Here is a 24404-nt window from a genome sequence, read left to right on the forward strand (position 1 = left end):
ATCAGCCTCCCATCTTTTCAAGGCTGGCGAGATCGGGAAGCTCGAAAATCGAGAAATCTGCAGCACGCGCCGGTGCCGTGGTGCGCAGGCCCGCACGAAGCTTGGCCGAACGGGCCCGCGGATTAAGCTCCGCCTCCTCGTCGCTGGCGGCGATCATCGGCTTGCCGATATTCTCGAAAATGGCGGGCTTGTCCTCCACCATCGGCAGATGCCTCGAACCGGCGGCCTTGCCCGAACGGTCGGAGAAGAATTTTTTGACGATACGGTCTTCCAAAGAATGGAAGGTAACGACGACCAGCCGGCCGCCGGGCTTCAGAACCTGCTCGGCGGCAAACAAGGCCTGCGCCAGTTCGCCCAGCTCGTCATTGACGAAAACACGCAGCGCCTGGAACACCCGCGTTGCCGGATGAATCTTGTCTTTGGCTTTCCGCGGCGTGACGATCTCGATCAGGCCCGCCAGGTCGCGGGTGGTGCGGAAGGGCTCTTCCGCCCGCTTCTTCTCGATGGCGCGGGCGATGCGACCCGGCTGCTTTTCTTCACCGAGAAAACCGAAAATGCGAATGAGATCGCCGACCTTCGCACGATTGACGACATCGGCGGCCGAAACGCCGGAACCCGACATGCGCATGTCGAGAGGGCCGTTCTTCTGAAAGGAGAAACCGCGTTCGGCCTCATCGATCTGCATGGAGGACACGCCAATATCGAGAACGACGCCATCGAGGCCGCTTTCGGGCGCATGTTTTGCGAGATCGGAAAATTGCGATTGAATAAGCGAAAGCCTGCCGCCATTGGCCGCGACCATCGCCTGGCCACCGGCGATCGCGGTGGGATCACGGTCCAGCGCGATGACATTTGCGCCCTGATCGAGAATGGCCTGGGTGTAGCCACCGGCACCGAAAGTGCCATCCAGAATGACCTTGCCGGGGGCGGGTTCAAGCGCGGTGATGACTTCGCGAAGCAGCACAGGAATATGGCGCTGAGGTCCGCCATCGGCATCAGAAGATCGTCCGCCAGAATTCGCCGCCATTGACTGTCCCCGTCCTAGGCGGGGCGAGCAGCCGAAAAACCGCGCCCCGCTCTTGCTTCCGCCTGCGCCGCCAAAAACGCATCCGGTTGCCAAAGCTGAAAATGATCCGCCCGCCCGACGAAGGTGACCTCGGTGGAGATGCCGGTAAATTCCCGCACAAAATCCGTCACCATCAATCGACCTTCCTGGTCGAGCTTCATGAAAACACCGCCGCCGTGAACCAGCAGCGACATTGCGTTTGCCTGCGGCGAGAAGGCATCCATGGACGCAATCTGCCGCTCGTAGCGCTCCAGCAGATCCGGACCGCCGACGCTGATTGCCGGAAACGCAAAATCCTGGAGACAATAAAGCTCCTGAATGCCGCGCTTCACCAGCACCGAACGAAACGGAGACGGAACCGAAACGCGCCCCTTGGCGTCGATCCTGTTCGTCACGTTCGATAAAAAGCGGTCCATTACTCAACTCGCCAAAACCGCATGCCCCAAAGCGATTCATCCGCTCCGCAGCCGACACCGGTACGCACGACACATCGCCAAGCGCCAGGGCGACATGCCCTGCAGCAGCCCCTTGCAGGCTCCTCGAACGTTTCAGCGATTGCGGGTCAAAAACACGACCCAATGTGGTGTGCATTTGGGATACCATGGGACACTATGGGCGTCAATGGGATGAAGCCGGCACGATACCGACTTCGCATCGGAAATTCATAAGCCGTTAAGTTTAACGAATGGTTTACTTTGTGCGCGAAGACGGCGGTTTACCGGCACAAAAATTGTCTTAAACCGATAATTTTCCGGTTTAAAAACAATATGATGATGAGATTTTCTAGAAGTTTCACGTCGAAGACGGAAAAGGAAAATTCGCCAGTTGGCCTGTAAGCCGGGTTCTGTATGGCTCCGGTTTGACCCGGAACGTGGCAGCCATTCATCTGGGACGGCATTTGCATGCCGCCTCGCGCAACCCACCCGGATGACGGGCCTGGAAACCGGCTGTGAACGGGCTTTCGCCCATCCCGTGTCATCCCTATTCGGTCTTGCTCCCGGTGGGGTTTACCTTGCCGCCGCTGTTACCAGAAGCGCGGTGGGCTCTTACCCCACCCTTTCACCCTTACCATGCGGGTGCATGGCGGTTTGCTCTCTGTGGCACTTTCCCTGGGGTCGCCCCCGCCGGACGTTATCCGGCACCGTATTTCCGTGGAGCCCGGACTTTCCTCACCTTACCGTCTTTCGACATTGGTAAAGCGCGGCTGCCCGGCCAACTGGCTTGGGCTGCATAACCATGTTCTGCAGCGAAAGCCACCGAAAAGCGACGGCCAAGATCAAAGAAATGCGGGTTTGAAATCCGTCGAGAAGGCGCCGTCGGCGATTTGCCCGTCCCGCAGCAGCAGGGCACCTAGCCGCCCGATCTCATCGGAACTCTTGGCCGCCGTGCCGTTACCGCCGGTCAGAACCGCAATGTGCGGTGACGCCGTGAAGCCGATGGCCGGATAGCCGCTCTGCGTTTTGGAGACGACGCAGGCGGCCATCGAGATGCGCGAGAGATCGATGGAAGGCACCAGCGATCCGACGATGTCAGAGAGATGATCCCGCACGCTTTCACGTCCGCCGGAGCGGAACCATTCCCGGATTTCCGGGTCGCTGCCGAGCCTCTTGTCGTCGGGATCGCCGCCGATCTTCAGGTAGAATTTGCCATCGGGATAACGCACCGGCGGCAGAAGATAGATATGTTTCGTGGTATCACGCGGCTCATAGATCAGCGATGGCATGTCCGCATATTGCGCAAGGTCACCCTCGTCTATCTCGAAGAAAGCGACGGTACGTGCATAGACATTAAGTGCCACCGACTGCGGCAGCAGATCTTCCATGATCGAGAAGCCGCCAGTCGCCACCAGCACCCGGTCTGCGGTATAAACCGCGCCCGAAGCCGTCTGAACCGATGCCCGGCCACCCTCTTCCCGCGTCGAAACGACGATATCGTCGATAAGCGTGATACCTGCCTTTTCAGCAAGAATAGTTTGCGCCTTCACCAACGCCCGTGGATTGACGTATCCGGCATTGTTCCTCTCGAACACTCCCTCGCAACCCGGCTCGAAGGTGAAATAGGGAAATCGGTTTTCAAGGCTTTGACCGTCCAGCAGTTCCGTAGAAACGTCGAGCCGCGCCGCCGCCTTGCAGACATCGTCAACAAAGGGATTGTCACCGCCCCGCTCCGGCCCCACCATCAGGCAGCCGACCGGCGCGTAAAACTCGACACCGCTGCGTGCGGCAATATCGGCATAACGCGCAATGGAACGGTTGGCGAGCAAGGCCCAGTCGGCATCGCCATCGATGGTGCGGGTAATCCGCGCTTCATCGTAGTGGCTGGCGAAGACGCCTTGATGGGTTTTGATATCGGCAGGCTCAACGGGACCGATCAGCGCCACACCCTCCGCCGTTTCCGCCAGATGGCGGGCAGCGGCGGCCCCCATCATGCCTCGACCGACGACGATATAATTGAAATGTCCCGACATGCCGCCCTCTTTTCCCTTTCCGTTCAGCCGCATTCTTGTAGCTGTTTGCCCGGGGAATGTCAGACGAAAATCGGCGACATTTCGGCAGCGAATTCATCCTCGGTGAGCTGGCCATTGAGAACCAGCTGCGCGCCCAGTCGCCCGATCTCGTCCGAAGACTTGGCGGAGACGAAATTGCCGCCGGTCAGAACCGCGATATTGGAGGACTGCGTATAGCCGATATAGGGGTAGCCGCTACGGGTGATGGAGGCGACACAGGAGCCTGACGTGACCGGGCAACCGGCAAGTTCCGGCATCAAGGATAAAGCCCGCTTTCTCAGAAACTCCACCTCATCAGGCGTCCCGTCCGAATGGAACCAGTCCATCGCGTCAGTGAGCGTTTCAAGCCTGCCCTTCTCGCTCTCCCCGCCAATCTTCAGATAGACCTTGCCATCGGGATAACGCACCGGCGGCAGGATATAGACGATGTCGTCCTCTGTTTCCGCGAGCACGATGGTGGAAGGCATCGCCCCAAACAACGCCTGATGCGCCTCATCCAGCTCGAAAAAGACGATGGTGCGGCCCGTGGCCGCCATATCGACGGGAGAAGGCAGAAGTTCCGCCATGTTGGTGAAACCGCCGGCCGCCACGATGACCTTTTCAGCGGTATGGACGGCCCCGTCGCGGGTCGAAACCTCTACGCCATGAGAGGTGTCGCGAATATGCGCTGCCGTCTGGCGCAGCAGTTTCGCACCCTGCATCTCGGCAATGGCGCACTGCGCCTTCACCAGGGCGCGTGGATTGACGTGGCCGGCATTCTGCGCCTCGAAATAACCGTCGTGATCCGCCGGCAGGGAGAACATCGGAAACCGGCCAGCCAGCTCATCAGTGCCGAGTGTCTTCACACCAAGACCGAGACGGTCCGCCGAGGAAAGGGCGCGCGAGACATAATCTCCCGCAAGACCCTTACCGTTGCCGGTGAACAGACAGCCTGCTTCGGTAAAAAAGCGAATGCCGCTTTTGGCCTCGATCTCCGCATAACGGCGGATGGAGCGTTGCGCCAGCTCCGCCCAGACCGGATCGCCGTCAAACCCGCGGGTGATGCGCGCCTCATCGTAATGACTTGAAAATACACCCTGATGCGTCTTGCGGTCGGCAGGTTCGTCCGGCCCGATCAGCGCCACGCCATCCGTTTGCACGGAGAGATGCCGCGCCGCGGCCGCTCCCATCATTCCGGCCCCGACCACGATATATTTGAAATCCGGCATGTCATGCTCCGTATCAGCTTTGCCTCTGACTACAGCATGCCGGGCCGAACCGGAATCGCTTTTCGCAATTTAACAAGCAATGCAAACCGGCCTCAGCCGGCCAGCAACGCCTGCACCTTGCCACAATAGCGCTTGGAGACTGGGTTCATGCGGGTGGCGCCATGGCCGGCATTGTAACGCAGGATCGTGCCGCACACTTGACCGCCGCCCAGCTGATGCGCCGTCGCCAGATATTGCATGCCCCAGCGGATATTGGTCTCGGGATCGTAAAGCGCCTTGGTCGTGCCGCGATAGCCCATCATCCGCGCCGTAGCCGGCTTGATCTGCATCAGCCCGACCTCGCCCGCGCTGCCGCGGGCCTTGGGGTTGAACTTGCTTTCCACCGAAACGACGGCATGCGCCAGGTTGGTGGGAACGCCGTAACGCTTGGCATATTTGACGATCAGATCGGAATAGCCGTTCTTGAGAGTGGAAGGCAGGTTTTTTTCCGGAATGGGATAACCGGGCTTGCGGAAGAAGGTCTCCAGCGTCACGGTTTTGGTCTTGACGTCCTCGTCTTTGGCAAAAGCAATCCCCGCCTGCGAAGCGAGCATAACAACACTCGCCACGACAGCAACAACAACCCTGTTCATATGTAGAAAAAGTCTCCAGATCGGATGACCGGAACAATGAAGCGACACAAATAGTCTGCGCCCGGAAAGTCGATCTCGACCTTCCGCTGTCCGGTCTCCTTGATTGATATTGACGGCAGGCTCCCCTGAAGAACGACACCGCATGCAGTGACGTTCTTAAACTTCCTCAATGCGGATTAACTGTGGCACAAGAAAAAAAGCGACTTGAACTCGCGGAAAAAGCGGGAATGCTTTTCCAGAATTGGCGATTAAGCGCCCGAAAATCTCGGCAGGCTGGCGATCAGCCGGTGCAGCGTATCGATGGTGGAGAAATCCGCGATACCATCCACCAAAGCAGGGCGGAAATGCCGCTGGAAAGCAGCCACGGCGCCTTCGGTTTTTTCGCAATAAGCGCCTGTAATTTCAACGCCATAACCATAAATAGACAGCATCGACTGCAGCGCTTCGACCGGCTGGCCATGATCGCCGCGCTGAAAAAAGCGGCCGCCACGGATCGGAGCAGGCTCCACCCAATGGCCGACACCGTGCTGCGACAGGATGTCCCACGGAAATTTTTCACCCGGATCGACCTTGCGGATCGGTGCAACATCCGAATGCGCCAGCACCCTTTCTGGGGCGATAGACCAGCGCTGGCCGCAATCGCGACACAATTCGATGACGGCAGCCACCTGCTCTTTCGGAAATTCCGGCAGGCCGCCGGGATGGCCCTGATTGGCGATCTCGATACCAATGGAGCGGGAATTGATGTCCTGATCCCCCGCCCATATGCTTTTGCCCGCATGCCAGGCACGGCGGGTTTCCGGCACGAGCTGGATGACGCGCCCGTCCTCGAAGACGAAATAATGGCTTGAGACCTGGCTTTCGAGATTGCAGAGCCACGACAGTGCGCCGTCGGCCGTCGTCATGCCGGTATAATGCAACAGGATAATATCGGGGCCGGCTACATCAAGCCTTTCACCATGGTTAGGCGAAGGCGCAACGGTTGCGCCCCCGAAATCCGGGATAAAATCCGGCAGACATTCACTCATGCGACGCGGCGTTCTTTCTCGATGGCCGCATAAGCGGCGTTGAGAGCCGCCATACGCTCATTCGCGGCCGCATGCAATTCCATGGGAACGCCGCGGGCAATGAGCTTGTCAGGATGGTGTTCGGCAACCAGCGTTCGGTACCGCTTGCGGATATCCAGAAAATCGTCCGAAGGCGAAACGCCGAGCACGCGATAAGGGTCGCGCCCGTCCATATGGACATGCCGCGCCATGATCGTTTCGAAGTGATCTTCGGTGATACGGAAGATTTCCGCGATCCGACCCAGGAAGGCGAGTTCCCGCTCGTGGATCAGCCCATCGGCCTTGGCGATGTGGAACAGGCCGTCGATGACGCTTTCCAGCATCTCGCAATTGGCGTGCCCGGAGCCGCAAAGACCAGCAAGCCGCTCCGCATAGGCCTCGTAACCGGCAACGTCCTGGCGGGCGAGATTATAAAGACGGGCGACGTTCTTGGCTTCTTCTTCCGGAAAATCGAAGATTTGCCGGAAGGCGCGCACTTCCGCGTCGTTGACGACACCGTCGGCCTTCGCCATTTTGGCGGAGAGCGCGATGATGGCCACGGAAAAGGAAACCTTGCGGCGGGTTTCCGGGTCACCTTCGAAAAGGGTGCGGATGGCTTCCACCACGCGCCCGAGCGCACCGCTTGCCGCGTCGCCGATTGCGCCGAGCAGCCGTTCCCACAGGGATGAAATTTGCAGACAGGCGAAATCGAACATCATGCAACAAGCATGACGGGATATTGCCGCGAATGCAATATGCCTAGCGGGCCGGCGGCATTAACTTTTATTCATCTTTGCGACAGTTTTGCTTCAGGAACAAGAGTACGGCAGACGACGGAACCATGGTTTTCCACAGAGGGCGGAAAGCCGGCCGCCGGCGATGCCGATTGAAACGATTATATTACGCCACTTTGCTCAAGCCGCTGAAAAACCGCGAGAAATCGGCGTTCTTCTTCATAAATTCACTTTACACCAACACGCGGCTGTCGCATCCATTTGCCAGACATGTCTTTGGGTATATGTGAAAAGGAGAGCCATGATGGCCAAACAGAAAGTCGCAATGCTGACCGCGGGTGGCCTTGCGCCCTGTCTCTCTTCGGCCGTGGGCGGCCTGATCGAGCGTTACAGCGACATCGCGCCCGAGATCGACATCATCGCTTACCGCTCCGGTTACCAGGGCGTGCTTCTGGGTGACCGCATCGAGATCACCAAGGATATGCGGGAAAAGGCACATCTGCTCCACCGCTACGGCGGCTCGCCGATCGGCAACAGCCGTGTGAAGCTCACCAATGCCGCCGATTGCGCCAAGCGCGGTCTGGTCAAGGAAGGCGACAATCCGCTGCGCGTCGCCGCTGACCGGCTGGCGGCTGACGGCGTCACCATTCTCCACACGATCGGTGGCGACGACACCAATACGACAGCGGCCGATCTTGCCGCCTATCTCGGCGCTAACGGCTATGACCTCACCGTTGTCGGCCTGCCGAAGACGGTGGATAACGACGTGGTGCCGATCAAGCAGTCGCTCGGCGCCTGGACGGCCGCTGAAGTCGGCGCTTCCTTCTTCGACAATGTCAGCAACGAGCAGAGCGCTGCACCCAAGACCTTCGTCATCCATGAAGTCATGGGCCGCCATTGCGGCTGGCTGACGGCCGCCACCGCGCGCGCCTATATCCAGAAGACCAGCGGCAATGAATATGTCGAAGGCCTGATGATGAACACGCAGATGAAGAACATCGACGGCATCTACCTGCCTGAAATGGCCTTCGACATCGAGGCGGAGGCCAAGCGCCTGAAGGAAATCATGGACAAAAACGGCTATGTCACGCTGTTCGTTTCCGAAGGTGCGGGCCTCGATTCCATCGTCGCCGAACGCGAAGCCTCCGGCGAGGCTGTCAAGCGCGACGCTTTCGGCCATGTGAAGATCGACACCATCAATGTTGGCGGCTGGTTCCAGAAGCAGTTCGCCAGCCTCATCGGTGCGGAACGCTCCATGGTGCAGAAATCGGGCTATTTCGCCCGCTCCGCCGCCGCCAATGGCGACGACCTGCGCCTCATTCAGGGCATGGTCGATCTCGCCGTCGAAAGCGCGCTCAACAAGGTCTCCGGCGTCACCGGCCATGACGAAGACCAGAATGGCAAATTGCGGACCATCGAGTTTCCGCGTATCAAGGGCGGAAAGCATTTCGACCTCTCTGCAAAATGGTTTACCGAAGTGATGGAACACGTCGGTCAGCCGTTCACAGCGGCCTGATTTTACGATAGGCTAAAATAATACGGCGACAGGGAGGGCAAGGAGGAAGAGAATGTCTGGACAGGCCTGGCTGATTTTTTGTGCAGCATGTGCCGTTGTGTTCGCACTCCCCTCTCCCCTTGTATTCTCTGTCGCCTCCTATGCCGCCATTCGCGGCAAAAAGACGATCTTCGCGTCCGTCAGCGGCGGCGCGCTCGGCATCGTCACGGCCATGACGATTTCCGCCATTCCGGTGGCCGGTCTCGTCTATCTGCCGCAATCCTTCGTGGAAATCGTGCAATGGGCCGGCATCGGCTGGCTGATGCTGTTTCTCCTGTGGACCTTCGCCACGCCTGCCGCCCAGGCCGCCAATGCCGATAATGACAATCTGCCCGGCAAATCCTGGAGCGGCATTTTCCGCGATTGTTACGCCATTGCCGCCCTGCGCCCGCGCTACTTCGCTTTATTTCTGGCGCTGTTGCCGCAATTCGTGTCCACTTCCGGCAATGCAATTGAAACGTTCGCCATGGCGCAGGCCGCCATTCTTCTTCAGGCGTTGGTGATTCTGACCGCGCAGGCGCTGTTTGCCGGGCCTACTCTGGCGATGGTGCGCCGCATGTCGGGCGATAAGAAAATCCGGCCGAAATACCGCACCCACTTTATTTCCGGCCGCGCCGTCAGTGCCGGATACAGGCGCATCGCGGCCTGAAAAACCGCCCGAAAGCCGGGGAGAAACGCACCGGCTTGCCGCTATCCTTACAATAGGTTAATGAAGGCTCGACGGGACACTGCCTGCTTCGCTCGACGCGGGGGTATCGAAAGACAGGCATAACGAAGGCGGCAACATGCGAAATTCCGGCAAATTCCGCGGAAGAAGTGCACTTCTTCTGTCTTCCACCGTGGGTCTGGCACTGGCATTGAGCGCATGTACCAGCGTCGAATATACCGCAAAGGAAGGGCCGAACGGCCCGACGATCGCGACAGTCAATCCCGCGGAAACATCGCCGCAGCCGGCGACGGCCGAAGCAGCAACGGGCGTGACCCCGGCAGCAGCAGCAACGGTTAAGACCGCCGAAACCGCAACCTCTTCCCAGCCTGCGGCACTTCCCACCGCCGTCGCCGTCAAGGGCGGACGCGTGGCGCTGCCGCCGGCTTCTGAAATTGCTGCGGCCGCAGCCATCGCCGCCCAGATGCAACCGCAGCAGAACGAAGTCGCCCAAGCGAGTGTGACGACATCTGCGCCGACCACGGCCACGGCACTCGCACCGACAAGCGCCACTCCGGCGGCCGCAGCCATCGAAACGGCCGACATGGCGGCCAAGCCGGCTGCCCACAATGCCGCTGCCGATCTGCCGCAGGTGGTTGCCGTCAAGGGCAGCTTCCCGCCCGCGCCGCCGCCGCCCGGTTCGCCCTCCATCGGCACTGAACTGACGGCCGAACGCAAAGTCATTCCGCTGCCAAAGCCGGACAGCACGGTTCTGGCCTATGCCGCCGGCCCGACCAACGCCGCGCTTGCCGCTATCCGCCAGAACGAATCGATGGCGGCCCCGGTCGGACGCGAAAAGCTCAGCGGCCTTATTACCAAATACGCCACCATGTACGATGTGCCGGAAGATCTGGTTCACCGAGTGGTGCGGCGTGAAAGCATGTATAATCCCGGCGCCTATAGCAGCGGCAATTTCGGCCTGATGCAGATCAGGCATGCCACGGCCCGCTCCATGGGCTTCGATGGTCCCGCTTCCGGCCTGCTCGATGCCGAAACCAACCTCAAATACGCCGTCAAATATCTGCGCGGCGCATGGGTTGTGGCGGGTAACGACCGCGATAACGCGGTCCGGCTTTACGCGCGCGGTTATTACTACGACGCCAAGCGCAAGGGCATGCTGCACGTTCTGCGCAAGTGATGGCCTCCGGCTGCATTGGGAATGCAGTCTGGATTCGTGGCAACTTAGACGCCGATCGTTTCACAGCGTCTTTTCGTCTCATTGTTTTCACCCACAGCCCCTGTCATCAAACTGTAGTGTGACGGCTGTAGACGCCTCTCAATCGACTGAGAGGTGAACATATGACGAGTGCGGCACCCAAGACCGGCTTCAGCAAGAACACGAAACTGAAGTCTGCATTGCTCCAGCACAAGGCACTCTCCAAAAGCGGTCTGTCCGAGCGGTTCTTCGGCGTCCTCTTTTCCGGCCTCGTCTATCCGCAGATATGGGAAGACCCGGAAATCGACATGGAGGCCATGGAGCTTGGCGAAGGCCACCGCATCGTCACCATCGGCTCGGGCGGCTGCAACATGCTGGCCTACCTCTCCCGCAATCCGGCCAGCATCGATGTCGTGGACCTCAACCCGCACCACATTGCGCTGAACAAGCTGAAGCTCGCCGCCTTCCGCCATCTGCCCGCCCATCAGGACGTGGTGCGCCACTTCGGCCGCGCCAACCACCGCAGCAACAGCATCGGTTATGACCGCTTCATCGCCGAGCATCTCGACGCCACGACCAAGGCATACTGGTCGAAGCGCACCCTTTCCGGCCGCCGCCGCATCTCTGTCTTCGACAGGAATATCTATCGCACCGGCCTGCTCGGCCGCTTCATCGGCGCCGGTCATTTCATGGCCCGGCTGCACGGCGTGAAGCTCACCGAAATGGCCAAGACCCGAACGCTGGACGAACAGCGCCAGTTTTTCGACAGCAAGGTCGCACCCCTTTTCGACAAGCCGGTGGTGCGCTGGCTGACGAAGCGCAAAAGCTCGCTCTTCGGCCTCGGCATTCCGCCGCGCCAATATGACGAGCTGGCCAGCCTTTCCGCCGATGGCACGGTTGCGTCCGTGCTCAAGGAGCGGCTGGAAAAGCTCGCCTGCAACTTCCCGCTCAGCGACAATTATTTCGCCTGGCAGGCCTTCGCGCGCCGTTATCCCGAACCGCATGAGGGTGCCCTGCCCGCCTATCTCAAGTCGGAATATTACGAAACGATCCGCAACAACACCGCACGCGTTGCCGTGCACCACGCCACCTATACCGAGCTTCTCTCCAAAAAGCCGGCATGCGCCGTCGACCGCTATATCCTCCTCGATGCGCAGGACTGGATGACGGACACGCAGCTCAACGAATTATGGTCGCAGATCAGCCGCACCGCGGCATCCGGCGCGCGCGTCATCTTCCGCACCGCTGCCGAAAAGAGCGTCATCGAAGGCCGGCTTTCGCCTGACATCCGCAACCAGTGGGTCTATCTCGAAGAGCGCTCCAACGCGCTCAACGCCATGGACCGCTCGGCCATTTATGGCGGCTTCCACATCTACCAGAGGGTTATGGCATGAAAACCATCGGCGAGAATGTGGGCCTTGCAGACAGCGCACATGCGGGCCTGATGGACCGCATGTATCGCCACCAGCGGCATATCTACGATATCACCCGCAAATATTACCTTCTCGGCCGCGACAGAACCATTTCCGGCCTCGACGTGCCGAAAGGTGGCACCTTGCTGGAAGTTGGCTGCGGCACCGGCCGCAACCTGCTGCTGGCCAGCCGCAAATTTCCGCAGGCGAAACTGTTCGGCCTCGACATTTCCGCCGAAATGCTGCTGACCGCAGCCGAAAATTTCGCCGGCAAGGCGGAACGCCCCATTCTGCGCGTGGCAGATGCCACTGCCTTCCGCGCCTCGGAATTCGGCCAACCCGACGGCTTCGACCGCGTCATGATCCCCTATGCGCTGTCGATGATACCGGATTGGGAAAAGGCGATCGAACAGGCGCTCACGGCGCTGAAGCCCGGCGGCTCACTGCATATTGTCGATTTCGGCCAGCAGGAACAATTGCCGAAGTGGTTCCGCACCCTTCTGCAAGCCTGGCTCACCCGTTTCCACGTCACGCCCCGCGCCAATCTTCGCTATTTTCTGGCCAATATGGCCGGCCGTTTTGACGGCAATCTCGAATTCGAGGAAATCGCCCGGGGTTATGCCTGGCGGGCTGTCATCACGCTCCCGGTTGCCGAAGCGCAGCAGCCGAAAAACCACCGCATCTTGGCCGACGCCTGATTCCCGACGGATTGCAAAACCCGCATGCGCGCATGCGACGTCGCCTTCAAGGTTTCGCCGGGCGAGGTTTCAGCAGTAAAAATCGCAAATCGCTGCAAATCCAGCGGCTTGCGAGATGCAAAAAGCACCTAGCCCCTTGCCATAACCGCTTGTTTACCATGTTATGCGTAAATTGAGAGATATGGCGCGCCGTTTTGCGGCCGCGGGATGGGCAACACTTTCATCAGGGTTTCAATGCGGCTGCGTTTATCGGCACTATTGTCGGCTTTGCTGTTGATCGGCGGCTGCACCTCCACCAGTTACGACCTGCTGGAAACCGCATCCGTTTCCAGGCCGAAATTTTCCGATACCGACCCGCAGGATTTCGGCGTCAACAACCCGCACCGCCACGAGGTACACGGCATCGACGTGTCCAAATGGAATGGCGACGTTGACTGGCAAACCGTGCGCAAATCCGGCGTCTCCTTCGTCTTCATCAAGGCGACGGAAGGGTCGGACCGTATCGATCCGAAATTCGGCGACCATTGGCGCAGCGCGGCGGCGGCCGATATTCTGCACGCGCCCTACCATTTCTATTATTTCTGCTCCACAGCGGACGCCCAGGCCGACTGGTTCATTCGCAACGTTCCGAAGGACGCCGTCACCCTGCCCCCGGTTCTCGACGTGGAGTGGAATCCTTCCTCCCCCACCTGCAAGACCCGCCCTGCCCCGGGTATCGTGCGCGCCGAAATGCAACGTTTCCTCGACCGCATCGAAGCCCACTACGGCAAGCGCCCGATCATCTATACCTCAGTCGACTTTCACCGCGACAATCTCGTCGGCCAGTTCAAGGACTACCATTTCTGGGTGCGTTCCGTTGCCGCCCATCCGGCCAAGATTTACGAAGATCGCAAATGGGCCTTCTGGCAATATACCGCAACCGGCGTCGTGCCCGGCGTGAACGGTCCCACTGACATCAATGTCTTCGCCGGAAGTGAGAAAAACTGGCGAAAATGGATTGCTTCCGCCAAATAACACGGCCAAGAAGCAACACTTTTGAAAAATCGGCGTTGTTCAGCCACGTCAGATCGCCCGATCCGTTTTTTTGTCGCAAACATATGGGTAAAGCGGGCTAACAACCTATCGAGGAAATTCCCATGCCCACGTTCCGGTCGCGCAGCATCGTTTTTGCCGCCGCTTTGTCGCTTCTTTCTACCGGCTCCGCACTCGCAACGCCGCCTGTCGCCTCGCCTGACGATCCCAAGCAGGTTGCCTGCGGCGGCGATCTCGGTGCATTTCTCGAAGGCGTTAAAGCCGATGCGCTTGCCAAGGGCATCCCGGCCGACGCAATCCAGAAGGCGCTCGCCGGCGCGCAGATCGACCCGAAGGTGCTCTCGCGTGACCGTGCACAGGGCGTCTTCCGCCAGACTTTCCTGGAGTTTTCCCAGCGCACCGTCAGCCAGGCGCGCCTCGATATTGGCCGCAAGAAACTGCAGGAACTCTCCTCCACCTTCGCCCGCGCCGACAGTGAATACGGTGTACCGGCAGGTGTCATCGCCGCCTTCTGGGCGATGGAAACCGATTTCGGCGCCGTCCAGGGCGATTTCAACACCCGCAACGCGCTGGTAACCCTGTCGCATGATTGCCGCCGCCCGGAACTTTTCCGCCCGCAATTGCTGGCGCTGATCGAAATGGTCCAGCACGGCGATCTCGACCCAGCCACCAATACGGGCGCATGGGCCGGTGAAATCGGCCAGGTACAGATGCTGCCCAAGGACATCATCGCTTTCGGCGTCGATGGTGATGGCGACGGCCACATCAACGTCAAGAGCAGCGCGCCCGACGCCATCCTGACTGCGGCCAAATTCATCCAGCATCTCGGTTTCAAGAAGGGCGAACCCTGGATTCAGGAAGTTTCCCTGCCTGAAAACCTGCCCTGGGAAAAATCCGGCCTCGGCGGCACGCTGACCGCCGGTGAGTGGTTCGCGCTCGGCGTCACCCCGCGTGACGGCAACAAGAACTTCGCTTCCCTTCCCGCCGCGCTCATCATGCCGCAGGGGCGCAAGGGTCCGACTTTCATTACCTATCCTAATTTCAACGTCTATCTGGAATGGAACCAGTCGTTCATCTACACGACCTCGGCCGCCTATTTCGCCACACGCTTGATGGGCTCCCCCGTCTATAACAAGGGCAACCCGGAGCCCGGTTTCGATGATGCGACCATGAAGCAGCTTCAGACCAAGCTCGAAGCGCGCGGACATAATGTCGGCAAGGTGGACGGCATTCTCGGTTCCGGCACCCGCGTCGCCATCCAGAAAGAGCAGCAGCGTCTCGGACTGCCCGCCGATGGCTGGCCTTCTGCCGCACTTCTGCAGGCGCTTTAATCAATCTTAACGACGCCTTCCGGCCCTTCATCTGTCGGACGGAATCAAGGCAGAAATCATTAATCTCGACCTGATGACTGGGGATAACACCCCGGTCATTTACTTTTTTTAAACTTATGAAGCACTGCGTGATAGAGAAATAATCTTTTATTTTCAATAAATTACAGAAAACGCTTTTTTACGGCATGCCAGGCCTTGCTGCACTGCATCACAAAAACCGCTTTCCAACCGCCACAAAACGGTCATATTATCAAACCTGTCAACAACAGGAGGCACCCATGGGACTTACAAAATCTCTCAATGCCTTGGCAGTCGGTTTGGCGTTTTTGTTCGTAGCGATGATGCTTTTCATCTGACGAGACGTGAAGACCAAACGCAGATAAAAACCGTAGATGACACGAGTTTAAAAAGCGCAGGCCCTAAGGGACCTGCGCTTTTTTCATTTCGGTAATCTGCTGTGTAAAATCACGCGGCGCTGCGGCGCAGACGCTCCAGCCCGAGATTTTCAAGCACCGCGTCAACCAGCGGCGCGCGGTTCATGGTGTAGAGATGGAACTCATTGACGCCACGACGCTGAAGATCGGCAATCTGTTCGGCGGCAACCTCCGCGGCCACGCGGGCGCGACCTTCCAGATCGTCGTCATAGCCTTCGAAACGCTCATCCAGAAAACCGGGAATGCTGGTGCCGCAGCGGCCGGCGAAACGCTTGAGTTGGGTGAGATTCTGGATCGGCATAATGCCCGGAACCACCGGAATGGTGATGCCCGCCGCCGTGACCCGCTCCATGTAACGTTCGAACACGTCATTATCGAAGAAGAACTGCGTCAGCGCCCGCGTCGCACCATTGTCGGCCTTGCGCTTCAACATGTCGATATCGATAGCCTCGCTTGCGCTTTCCGGATGTTTTTCCGGATAGGCCGAAACGGAAATCTCGAAATCGGCAATTTCACGCAGCCCCTTCACCAGAGCGGCAGCATTCTCATACCCTTCCGGATGCGGCTGGTAAGCCGTGCCGATGCCGGTGGAGGGATCGCCGCGAAGCGCCACGAAATGGCGAACGCCAGCATTGCGGAACTCTTCTACGACCTGATGCACCTCATCCCGGCTCGCATCCACGCACGTCAGATGCGCGGCAGTCGGCAGATGGCCGTCGGCGATCATACGGCGTACCGCGTCCAGCGTCGGCGCTTTTGTGGAGCCGCCGGCACCATAGGTGACGGAAACGAAATCCGGATTCCACTTCTTCAGCTCGTCGACCGTTTCCCAAAGCTGGGATTCCATCTCGGCGTTCTTGGGAGGAAAAAATTCGAAAGACAACCGGATGTCGCCATCACGGCGTGCGGTTTCTGACCTCAACATATCATGCCCTCCCGGAGCGAAGTAAAACCGCCTCTTGCGCCACATCGTCTGCCATCAGCAGCCGCTGGTCGCGGGCAACCCATATCGTGACGTCCAAAGCCTCGTCGGACGCTTTTTCAGAATGAAGATCGACGGCGCGCTCCAACGAAAGCCCGGCCTTCTTCAACCATTCTTCCATCAGCGGATGCGAGAAACCGAGCCGCACATGCGCGTGTTCATCACGCAGATATTCGAAGGAATGCGGCGCAAGGTCGATGACGATCAGCCGACCGCCGGGACGCAGCATGCGTGCAGCTTCCGAAAGCGCGATTTCCGGCTGGTCGAGGAAATGCAGGACCTGATGGATAACGATCAGATCGAAATCCTGTCCCTCGAGCGGCAGATTGAGAATGTCGCCATGACGAACGGAGGCATTGACCACGCCCGCCTTGTCGAGATTGGCGCGCGCCACCGACAGCATGTCGCGGCTGGCATCCACACCGATCGCGCGGCGATAGATCCCGCTCAGAAGCTGCAGGATACGGCCGGTGCCGGTGCCAAGATCGAGAAGCGAATCGATCGGCGTGGTGCCCACCAGCTTCAGGAGCGCGCCTTCCACGGCCTCGTCGCTGACATGCAGACGGCGCAGCTCGTCCCATGCGGAAGCGTTGCGGCTGAAATAGTCCTGCGCCCGCTCCGCCCGCACCCGCTTGACGGTGGCAAGCCGTTCGCTGTCGCGCTGGAGAACCGCGTCAGACGGCGACGCGGCGCCAAGCAGCTGCCGAACGACGCCCGCAGGCTCACCATCCTGCCGCAGACGGAAATAGGCCCATGCGCCTTCCTGATAACGCTCGATCAGCCCCTCTTCCGTCAAAAGTTTGAGGTGACGGGAGATGCGCGGCTGCGACTGGCCGAGGATTTCGGTAAGGTCGGTAACCGTCAGATCGCCGGCCGAAAGAAGCGCCAGCAAGCGAAAACGCGTCGTCTCACCCGCCGCCTTCAGGAGATCCACCAATTTGTCCAGACCGAACGCCACTCTGCCGCGCCTCGCAAGCTAATCAAGATATAAAGATATCTTTATGTCGATGTGACGTTCGATGCAAGCGTAAAGTGTCTCGGGACGCGATCATGTCCACTTATTACACGAAAAAAGGCCCGCTTTACGGCGGGCCTTTCTGGAGCGATGCTGAAAAGGATCAGCGCGTCAGGCGCTTGTAGCTCACGCGGCCGGGCTTGATGCTTTCCGGGCCGAGACGGCGGACCTTGTCCTTTTCGTAGTCTTCGAAGTTGCCTTCGAACCATTCCACATGGCTGTCACCCTCGAAAGCGAGGATGTGGGTGGCAAGGCGGTCGAGGAACATGCGGTCGTGGCTGATGATAACGGCGCAGCCGGCGAAGGCTTCCAGCGCTTCTTCAAGCGCCGCCAGCGTTTCGGTGTCAAGGTCGTTGGTCGGTTCGTCGAGCAGCAGCACGTTGCCGCCGGCCTTCAGCATCTTGGCGAGGTGAACGCGGTTACGCTGACCGCCCGAAAGATTGCCGACCTTCTGCTGCTGATCGCCGCCCTTGAAGTTGAAGGCGCCGCAATAGGCGCGCGAATTCACTTCGAACTTGCCGAGCTTGATGATGTCGTTGCCGCCGGAGATTTCTTCCCACACGGTCTTGTCACCCGCCAGCGCGTCGCGGCTCTGGTCGACGTAACCGAGCTGAACGGTGTCACCAACGGTCACGGAACCGCTATCAGGCTTTTCCTGACCGGTGATCATCTTGAACAGCGTCGTCTTACCCGCACCGTTCGGACCGATGACGCCGACGATGCCACCGGGCGGCAGCTTGAAGGACAGGTTTTCAATCAGCACGCGGTCGCCATAGGACTTGGTGAGGTTGTCGGCTTCGATGACGACGCGACCGAGACGCTCTGCAACCGGAATGACGATCTGCGCATCGCCGGGACGGCGGTTTTCCGCTGCTTCCACCAGTTCGTCATAGGCCTTGATACGCGCCTTGGATTTCGTCTGGCGGGCCTTGGGGCTGGATGCGATCCATTCCTGCTCGCGGCTGATGGCCTTCTGACGCGATGCATCTTCGCGGGCTTCCTGCTGCATGCGCTTGGCTTTCGCCTGCAGGTAAGCGGAGTAGTTGCCTTCGTAAGGAATGCCGCGACCACGATCGAGCTCGAGAATCCAGCCCGTGACATTGTCGAGGAAGTAGCGGTCGTGGGTGATCATCATCACGGCGCCGGGATAGTCGCGCAGGTGCTTTTCGAGCCAGGCGATGGTTTCAGCGTCCAGATGGTTCGTCGGTTCGTCGAGCAGCAGCAGGTCCGGCTGCGACAGCAGCAGACGGCACAGTGCCACACGGCGACGCTCACCACCGGAAAGGCCGGTCACGGGCGAATCGCCGGGCGGGCAACGCAGGGCATCCATGGCCATTTCGACCTGATTTTCCAGATCCCAGAGGTTCTGGCTGTCGATCATGTCCTGAAGCTTTGCGCCCTCATCCGCCGTTTCGTCGGAATAGTTCATCATCAATTCGTTGTAGCGGTCGACGATCGCCGTCTTGTGCGCCACGCCTTCCATGACGTTTTCCATCACGGTCTTGTTTTCGTCGAGCTTCGGCTCCTGCTCGAGATAACCGAGGGTCGCACCTTCGGCGAGCCAGGCTTCACCGGTATATTCCTTGTCGAGGCCGGCCATGATTTTCAGAACGGTCGACTTACCGGCACCGTTCGGGCCGAGGATACCGATCTTGGCATCGGGGTAGAAGGAGAGATGGACGTTCTCCAGAACCTTCTTCGCGCCATAGGACTTGTTCAGCCCAGCCATGTGATAGATGAATTGACGTGCCATTGTAGCGAATGCTCCACATCGGATTTTTAAGAGTACGTATCGGGAAATTTGCCGCTATGTAGGGTAAATAGGACCTTGGGGCAACCTCTGGCACGATTATGACCCCATGATTATGACAAGCTGCGCGATGAGGCGATGGGTGCTGCCATGAATGAGACGACCGATAACTTCGCCTTCAGCCAGATTGAGAGGCTGGAAGCCCCTTCCGGCGCATCGATCGCCTTCCGTCATCAACCTTCCGCTCTATCCCCCGCCCGTGGCGTGCTGATGATCTGCCACGGCCTTGTCGAGCACGCCGGCCGCTACCGCCGTTTTGCCGATGTCATGGCGAAACAGGGTTTCGAGGTCTATGCCCATGACCATCGCGGCCATGGCCGCACGAGAGCGGCGGATGCGCCTCTCGGTCGCTTCGCCTGGAAGGACGGTGCGGAAAAGGTGGTTGCCGATGTCATGGCGATGCGCATGATGATCGGGGAAAGACATCCCGGCCTGGCAACCATCCTGTTCGGCCACTCCATGGGCGGCCTTGTGGCGCTCAACGCTGCCGTTAGCCACCCCGATGCCTTCGATGGCCTGTCGATCTGGAACTCCAATCTCAATCCCGGCGTCATGGGCCGCATCGCGCAGGTCGTGCTCCGGCTTGAAAAGATGCTGAAGGGATCGGACGTGCCGAGCGCCATCCTGCCGAAGGCGACCTTCCGCGCCTGGAATGCAAAAATGCCGGAAAGGCGCACCCATGCCGACTGGCTGAGCCACGACAAGGCGGCTGTCAATGCCTATGTGGAGGACCCGCTCTGCCAGTTCGAGGCCAGCGTTTCGCTCTGGCAGGATGTCTTCGAACTCTCCTATCGCGCACCAAAACTCATCGAGCGCCTGCCAAAAACGCTGCCGCTGTTACTGGTAAGCGGCGATCAGGATGCCGCCACGAATGATGGCAGGGAAATTGTGTGGCTAGCCGAGCGTTTCCGCCAGGCGGGCTTCAGTCATGTCGAACACACAATCTACAAGGGCATGCGGCACGAGACGCTGAACGAGATCGGCTGGCAGGCCGCGGCGGCGGATTTCGCCGCCTGGTGCGGACGGGTCGTTAAAGACTGAAGGCGCCTTTGCCGAAACGGAATAAGTCCATGAGATAAAATCACATGCGGCGCGGCAGGCAGCGGTCTATAAACCGGCAAGCAGAAAATCCCGGGGGACAGATGACCGACATGCCGAACAGGAAACCGCCGCTCGCAGGCATCCGTGTCATTGAACTCGCGCGTGTTCTGGCAGGTCCCTGGGCGGGGCAGATGCTGGCCGACATGGGCGCTGACGTCATCAAGGTCGAGAACCCCGAGGGTGGCGACGATACCCGCGCATGGGGACCACCCTTCGTTGAGGGTGCTGACGGAGAGAACCTCTCTGCGGCCTACTACCACGCCACCAATCGCGGCAAACGCTCCATCGTCGCCGATCTGAAGACCCCAGAGGGCTGCGAACTGGTGCGCCGGCTGGTCCGCACCGCCGATGTCGTCATCGAAAACTTCAAGCGCGGCGGGCTTGCCAAATACGGCCTCGATTACGAGAGCCTGAAGGTGCTCAATCCGAAGCTGATCTATTGCTCCATCACCGGCTTCGGCCAGACCGGACCCTATGCCGATTTTGCCGGATACGACTATATCGTGCAGGGCATGTCCGGTTTCATGTCGATAACGGGCGAGCCCGATGGCCAGCCGATGAAGGCCGGCGTGGCTGTTGCCGATATATTCACGGGCATCTATTCCGTGTCAGCCATTCAGGCCGCCCTCATCCACGCCATGCGCTCAGGCGAAGGCCAGCATATCGACATGGCGCTTCTCGATGTGCAATCGGCCGTGCTGGCCAACCAGAACATGAATTATCTGATCTCCGGCAAGCCGCCCGTCCGGCTCGGCAACGCCCATCCGAATATTTCCCCCTATGAGGTGGTGCCGACGGCCGATGGTTTCCTGATCCTCGCAGTCGGCAATGACGGCCAGTTCCGCCGCCTCTGCACCATTCTCGGCATTGGCGCGATTGCCGATGACGAACGTTATGCGACAAACAAGGCCCGCGTGGCGCACAAAGCGGAAGTCCGGCGGATCGTTTCCACCGAAACGCTGAAATGGAATAAGCGCGATCTTCTGAGCGCCTGCGAGAAAAACGCCGTGCCGGCCGGGCCGATCAACTCCATCGAGGAGATGTTCGCCGATCCGCAAGTTCAGGCACGCGGCCTCCGCGTCGATCTGGAAGCGGAAGACGGCACCGTCATCCCAGGGGTACGCACACCGATTATAATGTCACAGACGCCGCTGCGTTACGAACGCCCGAGCCCGAAGCTAGGCGAACATCAGGCGCAGGTGCTGGCCGAACTGGAAAACATCGAAAGGACCACCACGCCATGAAAAGAACCGGCGGAGAACTGATCGTCGAAGCGCTGAAGGCCAATGGCGTCTCCCGCGTGTCCTGCGTTCCGGGCGAAAGCTATCTGGCAGTGCTGGATGCGCTTTATGAAAGCGGCATTGAAACCGTGGTCTGCCGCCAGGAAGGCGGCGCCGCCATGATGGCCGACACCTGGGGCCGGCTGACCGGCGAACCCGGCATCTGCATGGTGACGCGCGGTCCGGGTGCAACCAATGCCTCGGCCGGCCTGCACATCGCAAGGCAGGATTCCATTCCGATGATCCTGTTCATCGGCCAGGTCCAGCGCGAAGCGCGCGAGCGCGAGGCCTTTCAGGAAGTGGAATATCGCCGCGCCTTTACAGAATTTGCAAAATGGGTCGGCGAGATCGACGATGCCCGCCGCATCCCTGAATTCGTCACCCGCGCCTTTGCCGTCGCCACCTCCGGCCGCCCCGGCCCCGTGGTGCTGACGCTGCCGGAAGACATGCTGGTGGAAGAGGTCGAGGCACCGCAGGCAAAGCCCTATACGCCCGTGGAAGCGCACCCGGGCGCGTCGCAGATCGCGACCTTCGCGAAAATGCTCGGCGAGGCAAAGCGGCCCATCTTCATTATCGGCGGCACCCGTTGGTCCGAGGAGAGCGTGGCGAGCTTCAGGGCATTTGCCGAAAACCACAAACTGCCGGTCGGCTGTTCCTTCCGCCGCCAGATGCTGTTCGATCATCTGAGCCCATCCTATGCCGGCGATGTCGGCATCGGCATCAATCCCGCCCTGGCGAAGGAGATCAAGGAATCCGATCTGGTGGTGCTGCTCGGCGGTCGCCTCTCGGAAATGCCCTCCTCCGGTTATACGCTCATCGACATCCCCTACCCGTCGCAGAAGCTGATCCATATTTATCCCGAAGCCGAAGAACTTGGCCGCGTCTACCGCCCCGATCTGGCGATCTGCGCCGCCCCAGATGATTTCGCCGCCGCCCTCGCCTCGCTCACCCTTTCCGGCAACGCCGCATGGGCCGAGCGCACTACCGCCATGCACGCAGCTTATCTCACCTGGTCGACACCACCGCAGACCGGGCCCGGTCCGGTGCAGATGGGCCTGATCATGGACTGGATCGAGGCCAACGTGGCTGAGGACGCAATCTTCACCAATGGTGCCGGCAACTATGCCACATGGGTCCATCGCTTCCACCGCTTTCGCCGCTACAACACGCAATCGGCCCCGACATCAGGCTCCATGGGTTACGGCCTGCCGGCGGCGGTGGCCGCCAAGCATCTGTTCCCGGAGCGCGAGGTAATCTGCTTTGCCGGCGACGGCTGCTTCATGATGCACGGGCAGGAATTCATCACTGCCGTACGCTATGGCCTGCCGATCATCACCGTGCTCGTCAACAATGGCACCTATGGCACGATCCGCATGCATCAGGAGCGGGAATATCCCGGCCGTGTCAGCGGCACCGATCTCGTCAATCCGGATTTCAACGCTTTTGCCAAGGCCTATGGCGGCCACGGCGAAACGGTGGAAAGAACGCAAGACTTCGCCGCCGCCTTCGAGCGGGCGCGGGCCAGCGGCAAACCGGCCATCATCGAGGTGAAGCTGGATGCGGAAGCGATCACGCCGACGCGTACCCTGACGCAGATCCGGACCGGAAGCTGATATTACGCATGGACACGGCTCCGGCATGGTGTAAATCCTGACGCTCGCACGACGTCATCCTCGGGCCTGTCCCGAGGATCCAATCACGTATCGTAAAGTTCATCGGTTGCAGATGCTCGGGACAGGCCCGAGCATGACGAAGGAGGGGTCTCACACTTCTTTCAGCAGCCCTTTGGATCAGGAAACGACATGCCGGATGTTGCCCCTCCCGTCATCACCCCGCGCGGCGCAAAAATCGAGCCCTCGGCCGGCGCACCTTTCGAGGCCGTGCGCGTGGCCCGGGATGTGCTGCACACTTCCCGCACGGCAGCACTTGCGACCCTCGATCCGGTCAGCGGTTATCCCTATACAACCGCCACCAATATCGGCGTCGAGCCGGATGGCACGCCATTCTTCTTCGCGGCGGGCCTGACGCTGCACGCCCGCAACATGGAGGCCGACCCACGCATCTCACTGACGCTCGCTCCCTTCGGCAAGGGCGATGCGCTGACATTGCCGCGGCTGACACTGGTGGGCAGGGCGGAGCAAATCAGCCCGGATGAAGTGCCGCTTGCGAGACAGCGCTATATTACCCGTTACCCCAAGGCGAAACTTTATCTGTCCCTTCCCGACACAAGGCTCTACCGGCTGCGGACGGAAGGCGTGCAGATCAATGGCGGCCCGGCGCGAAATGCCAGCACCATCACACCCGGCGATCTGCGCACCGATCTGTCAGGAGCAGAAGAACTGATGGCTGTAGCGGAAAGCGAAGCGATCCGCCTCAACGCAATCAAGGGCGAAGCGGCTCGGCTTGCCGTTCTCGCTGGTGCCAAAACCGGACGATGGAAAATCACCTCCATCGATCCTGACGGCATCGATCTGGCTTCGGCCAGCGATCTGGCCCGGCTTTGGTTTGCGGAGCGGGTGACAACGTTGAAGCAGTTTGAGAAACAATTGACTCAACCCGCAAGCTGAACCCACCAAGGGCTTCAAAACAAACGAATACAGGCGACTCGTCGCAGGTTCAGCCTCGACCGGCATCATATACATGGTGTCTCGAACGGCCCTGTCACCGCGCCATCGTTTCCATGCGGAAGAAAACGACAAA

Annotated in this window: 21 protein-coding genes and 1 other RNA gene; 11 read left to right on the top strand and 11 right to left on the bottom strand. The window is 59.8% G+C overall.

Annotation, left to right across the window (positions count from 1 at the left end):
• Position 1: 1 nt before the first annotated feature.
• The 8 genes from rsmH to O9X91_RS04750 all read right to left on the bottom strand — a co-directional run bounded on the left by rsmH (position 2) and on the right by O9X91_RS04750 (position 7177).
• Positions 2-1027, bottom strand: a complete 1026-nt coding sequence (gene rsmH / locus O9X91_RS04715) for a 16S rRNA (cytosine(1402)-N(4))-methyltransferase RsmH (protein WP_077981667.1) — start codon at positions 1025-1027, stop codon at positions 2-4.
• Between the two features lie 14 nt (positions 1028-1041).
• Positions 1042-1482 carry a division/cell wall cluster transcriptional repressor MraZ gene (gene mraZ / locus O9X91_RS04720; RefSeq protein WP_077981666.1) on the bottom strand — a complete coding sequence of 147 codons (441 nt, stop codon included), beginning with the start codon at positions 1480-1482 and terminating at the stop codon, positions 1042-1044.
• Positions 1483-1883: 401 nt separating this feature from the next.
• Positions 1884-2286: RNase P RNA component class A (rnpB, locus tag O9X91_RS04725), an RNA gene on the bottom strand.
• Positions 2287-2342: 56 nt separating this feature from the next.
• Positions 2343-3533, bottom strand: a complete 1191-nt coding sequence (locus O9X91_RS04730) for an FAD-dependent oxidoreductase (protein ID WP_142911624.1) — start codon at positions 3531-3533, stop codon at positions 2343-2345.
• Between the two features lie 59 nt (positions 3534-3592).
• A complete protein-coding gene (locus O9X91_RS04735) occupies positions 3593-4780 on the bottom strand; it encodes an NAD(P)/FAD-dependent oxidoreductase (RefSeq protein WP_269833411.1) in 1188 nt (395 codons plus the stop codon).
• A gap of 92 nt (positions 4781-4872) precedes the next feature.
• Positions 4873-5412: a lytic transglycosylase domain-containing protein gene (locus O9X91_RS04740; RefSeq protein ID WP_269823659.1), complete on the bottom strand. Its 540-nt coding sequence runs from the start codon at positions 5410-5412 to the stop codon at positions 4873-4875.
• Positions 5413-5660: 248 nt separating this feature from the next.
• Entirely contained in the window at positions 5661-6440 is a 780-nt protein-coding gene (locus tag O9X91_RS04745; RefSeq protein ID WP_137410699.1) for an N-acetylmuramoyl-L-alanine amidase, read from the bottom strand.
• A complete protein-coding gene (locus O9X91_RS04750; RefSeq protein ID WP_269833410.1) occupies positions 6437-7177 on the bottom strand; it encodes a J domain-containing protein in 741 nt (246 codons plus the stop codon). Before O9X91_RS04750 ends, O9X91_RS04745 begins: the two co-directional genes overlap by 4 nt.
• A 319-nt stretch (positions 7178-7496) precedes the next feature.
• Between O9X91_RS04750 and O9X91_RS04755 the strand changes: the two genes are divergently transcribed.
• The 7 genes from O9X91_RS04755 to O9X91_RS04785 all read left to right on the top strand — a co-directional run bounded on the left by O9X91_RS04755 (position 7497) and on the right by O9X91_RS04785 (position 15082).
• The gene (locus O9X91_RS04755) at positions 7497-8708 is read left to right on the top strand and encodes a pyrophosphate--fructose-6-phosphate 1-phosphotransferase (RefSeq protein WP_191217547.1); all 1212 of its coding nucleotides are present in this window, start codon (positions 7497-7499) and stop codon (positions 8706-8708) included.
• Positions 8709-8760: 52 nt separating this feature from the next.
• Positions 8761-9396, top strand: a complete 636-nt coding sequence (locus O9X91_RS04760) for a LysE family translocator (protein ID WP_269823662.1) — start codon at positions 8761-8763, stop codon at positions 9394-9396.
• 136 nt (positions 9397-9532) lie between these two features.
• Positions 9533-10591 (top strand): transglycosylase SLT domain-containing protein, encoded by a 1059-nt coding sequence (locus O9X91_RS04765; RefSeq protein ID WP_269833409.1) that lies wholly within the window; start codon positions 9533-9535, stop codon positions 10589-10591.
• A gap of 161 nt (positions 10592-10752) precedes the next feature.
• Entirely contained in the window at positions 10753-12003 is a 1251-nt protein-coding gene (locus tag O9X91_RS04770; protein WP_142911630.1) for a BtaA family protein, read from the top strand.
• Complete coding sequence (locus O9X91_RS04775; protein ID WP_162520300.1) at positions 12000-12719, top strand: class I SAM-dependent methyltransferase; 720 nt, start codon at positions 12000-12002, stop codon at positions 12717-12719. The genes O9X91_RS04770 and O9X91_RS04775 overlap by 4 nt, the downstream gene beginning before the upstream one ends.
• Positions 12720-12953: 234 nt before the next feature.
• Positions 12954-13733, top strand: coding sequence for a glycoside hydrolase family 25 protein (locus tag O9X91_RS04780; RefSeq protein ID WP_137410703.1), 780 nt, complete (start codon positions 12954-12956; stop codon positions 13731-13733).
• A gap of 122 nt (positions 13734-13855) precedes the next feature.
• A complete protein-coding gene (locus O9X91_RS04785) occupies positions 13856-15082 on the top strand; it encodes a lytic murein transglycosylase (RefSeq protein ID WP_269833408.1) in 1227 nt (408 codons plus the stop codon).
• Positions 15083-15547: 465 nt separating this feature from the next.
• On the opposite strand, the gene metF is transcribed toward O9X91_RS04785, so the two are convergent.
• The 3 genes from metF to ettA all read right to left on the bottom strand — a co-directional run bounded on the left by metF (position 15548) and on the right by ettA (position 19266).
• A complete protein-coding gene (gene metF / locus O9X91_RS04790) occupies positions 15548-16441 on the bottom strand; it encodes a methylenetetrahydrofolate reductase [NAD(P)H] (RefSeq protein WP_162520301.1) in 894 nt (297 codons plus the stop codon).
• Position 16442: 1 nt separating this feature from the next.
• Positions 16443-17456 carry an ArsR/SmtB family transcription factor gene (locus tag O9X91_RS04795; protein ID WP_077981657.1) on the bottom strand — a complete coding sequence of 338 codons (1014 nt, stop codon included), beginning with the start codon at positions 17454-17456 and terminating at the stop codon, positions 16443-16445.
• A 160-nt stretch (positions 17457-17616) separates the two neighbouring features.
• A complete protein-coding gene (ettA, locus tag O9X91_RS04800) occupies positions 17617-19266 on the bottom strand; it encodes an energy-dependent translational throttle protein EttA (RefSeq protein WP_077981656.1) in 1650 nt (549 codons plus the stop codon).
• Between the two features lie 147 nt (positions 19267-19413).
• On the opposite strand from ettA, the gene O9X91_RS04805 reads away from it, so the two are divergent.
• The 4 genes from O9X91_RS04805 to O9X91_RS04820 all read left to right on the top strand — a co-directional run bounded on the left by O9X91_RS04805 (position 19414) and on the right by O9X91_RS04820 (position 24271).
• Positions 19414-20364, top strand: coding sequence for an alpha/beta fold hydrolase (locus O9X91_RS04805; protein ID WP_142911632.1), 951 nt, complete (start codon positions 19414-19416; stop codon positions 20362-20364).
• A gap of 101 nt (positions 20365-20465) precedes the next feature.
• Positions 20466-21668 carry a succinate--glutarate CoA-transferase gene (gene caiB / locus O9X91_RS04810; protein ID WP_142911633.1) on the top strand — a complete coding sequence of 401 codons (1203 nt, stop codon included), beginning with the start codon at positions 20466-20468 and terminating at the stop codon, positions 21666-21668.
• On the top strand, positions 21665-23317 hold the full coding sequence (locus tag O9X91_RS04815; RefSeq protein WP_269833407.1) for a thiamine pyrophosphate-binding protein: 1653 nt from the start codon (positions 21665-21667) through the stop codon (positions 23315-23317). Before caiB ends, O9X91_RS04815 begins: the two co-directional genes overlap by 4 nt.
• A 189-nt stretch (positions 23318-23506) precedes the next feature.
• Positions 23507-24271, top strand: coding sequence for a HugZ family pyridoxamine 5'-phosphate oxidase (locus O9X91_RS04820; protein WP_077981653.1), 765 nt, complete (start codon positions 23507-23509; stop codon positions 24269-24271).
• Positions 24272-24404: the final 133 nt, after the last annotated feature.

Origin of the sequence: Agrobacterium salinitolerans, assembly GCF_027498475.1 — a bacterium.
In the GTDB taxonomy this organism is placed as follows: Bacteria; Pseudomonadota; Alphaproteobacteria; order Rhizobiales; family Rhizobiaceae; genus Agrobacterium; species Agrobacterium salinitolerans.

Bases quoted from the DNA above. Each gene is read 5' to 3' on its own strand.
- rsmH (WP_077981667.1), bottom strand. From the start codon at position 1,027: ATGGCGGCGAATTCTGGCGGACGATCTTCTGATGCCGATGGCGGACCT.
- mraZ (WP_077981666.1), bottom strand. From the start codon at position 1,482: ATGGACCGCTTTTTATCGAACGTGACGAACAGGATCGACGCCAAGGGG.
- O9X91_RS04730 (WP_142911624.1), bottom strand. From the start codon at position 3,533: ATGTCGGGACATTTCAATTATATCGTCGTCGGTCGAGGCATGATGGGG.
- O9X91_RS04735 (WP_269833411.1), bottom strand. From the start codon at position 4,780: ATGCCGGATTTCAAATATATCGTGGTCGGGGCCGGAATGATGGGAGCG.
- O9X91_RS04740 (WP_269823659.1), bottom strand. From the start codon at position 5,412: ATGAACAGGGTTGTTGTTGCTGTCGTGGCGAGTGTTGTTATGCTCGCT.
- O9X91_RS04745 (WP_137410699.1), bottom strand. From the start codon at position 6,440: ATGAGTGAATGTCTGCCGGATTTTATCCCGGATTTCGGGGGCGCAACC.
- O9X91_RS04750 (WP_269833410.1), bottom strand. From the start codon at position 7,177: ATGATGTTCGATTTCGCCTGTCTGCAAATTTCATCCCTGTGGGAACGG.
- O9X91_RS04755 (WP_191217547.1), top strand. From the start codon at position 7,497: ATGGCCAAACAGAAAGTCGCAATGCTGACCGCGGGTGGCCTTGCGCCC.
- O9X91_RS04760 (WP_269823662.1), top strand. From the start codon at position 8,761: ATGTCTGGACAGGCCTGGCTGATTTTTTGTGCAGCATGTGCCGTTGTG.
- O9X91_RS04765 (WP_269833409.1), top strand. From the start codon at position 9,533: ATGCGAAATTCCGGCAAATTCCGCGGAAGAAGTGCACTTCTTCTGTCT.
- O9X91_RS04770 (WP_142911630.1), top strand. From the start codon at position 10,753: ATGACGAGTGCGGCACCCAAGACCGGCTTCAGCAAGAACACGAAACTG.
- O9X91_RS04775 (WP_162520300.1), top strand. From the start codon at position 12,000: ATGAAAACCATCGGCGAGAATGTGGGCCTTGCAGACAGCGCACATGCG.
- O9X91_RS04780 (WP_137410703.1), top strand. From the start codon at position 12,954: ATGCGGCTGCGTTTATCGGCACTATTGTCGGCTTTGCTGTTGATCGGC.
- O9X91_RS04785 (WP_269833408.1), top strand. From the start codon at position 13,856: ATGCCCACGTTCCGGTCGCGCAGCATCGTTTTTGCCGCCGCTTTGTCG.
- metF (WP_162520301.1), bottom strand. From the start codon at position 16,441: ATGTTGAGGTCAGAAACCGCACGCCGTGATGGCGACATCCGGTTGTCT.
- ettA (WP_077981656.1), bottom strand. From the start codon at position 19,266: ATGGCACGTCAATTCATCTATCACATGGCTGGGCTGAACAAGTCCTAT.
- O9X91_RS04805 (WP_142911632.1), top strand. From the start codon at position 19,414: ATGAATGAGACGACCGATAACTTCGCCTTCAGCCAGATTGAGAGGCTG.
- caiB (WP_142911633.1), top strand. From the start codon at position 20,466: ATGACCGACATGCCGAACAGGAAACCGCCGCTCGCAGGCATCCGTGTC.
- O9X91_RS04815 (WP_269833407.1), top strand. From the start codon at position 21,665: ATGAAAAGAACCGGCGGAGAACTGATCGTCGAAGCGCTGAAGGCCAAT.
- O9X91_RS04820 (WP_077981653.1), top strand. From the start codon at position 23,507: ATGCCGGATGTTGCCCCTCCCGTCATCACCCCGCGCGGCGCAAAAATC.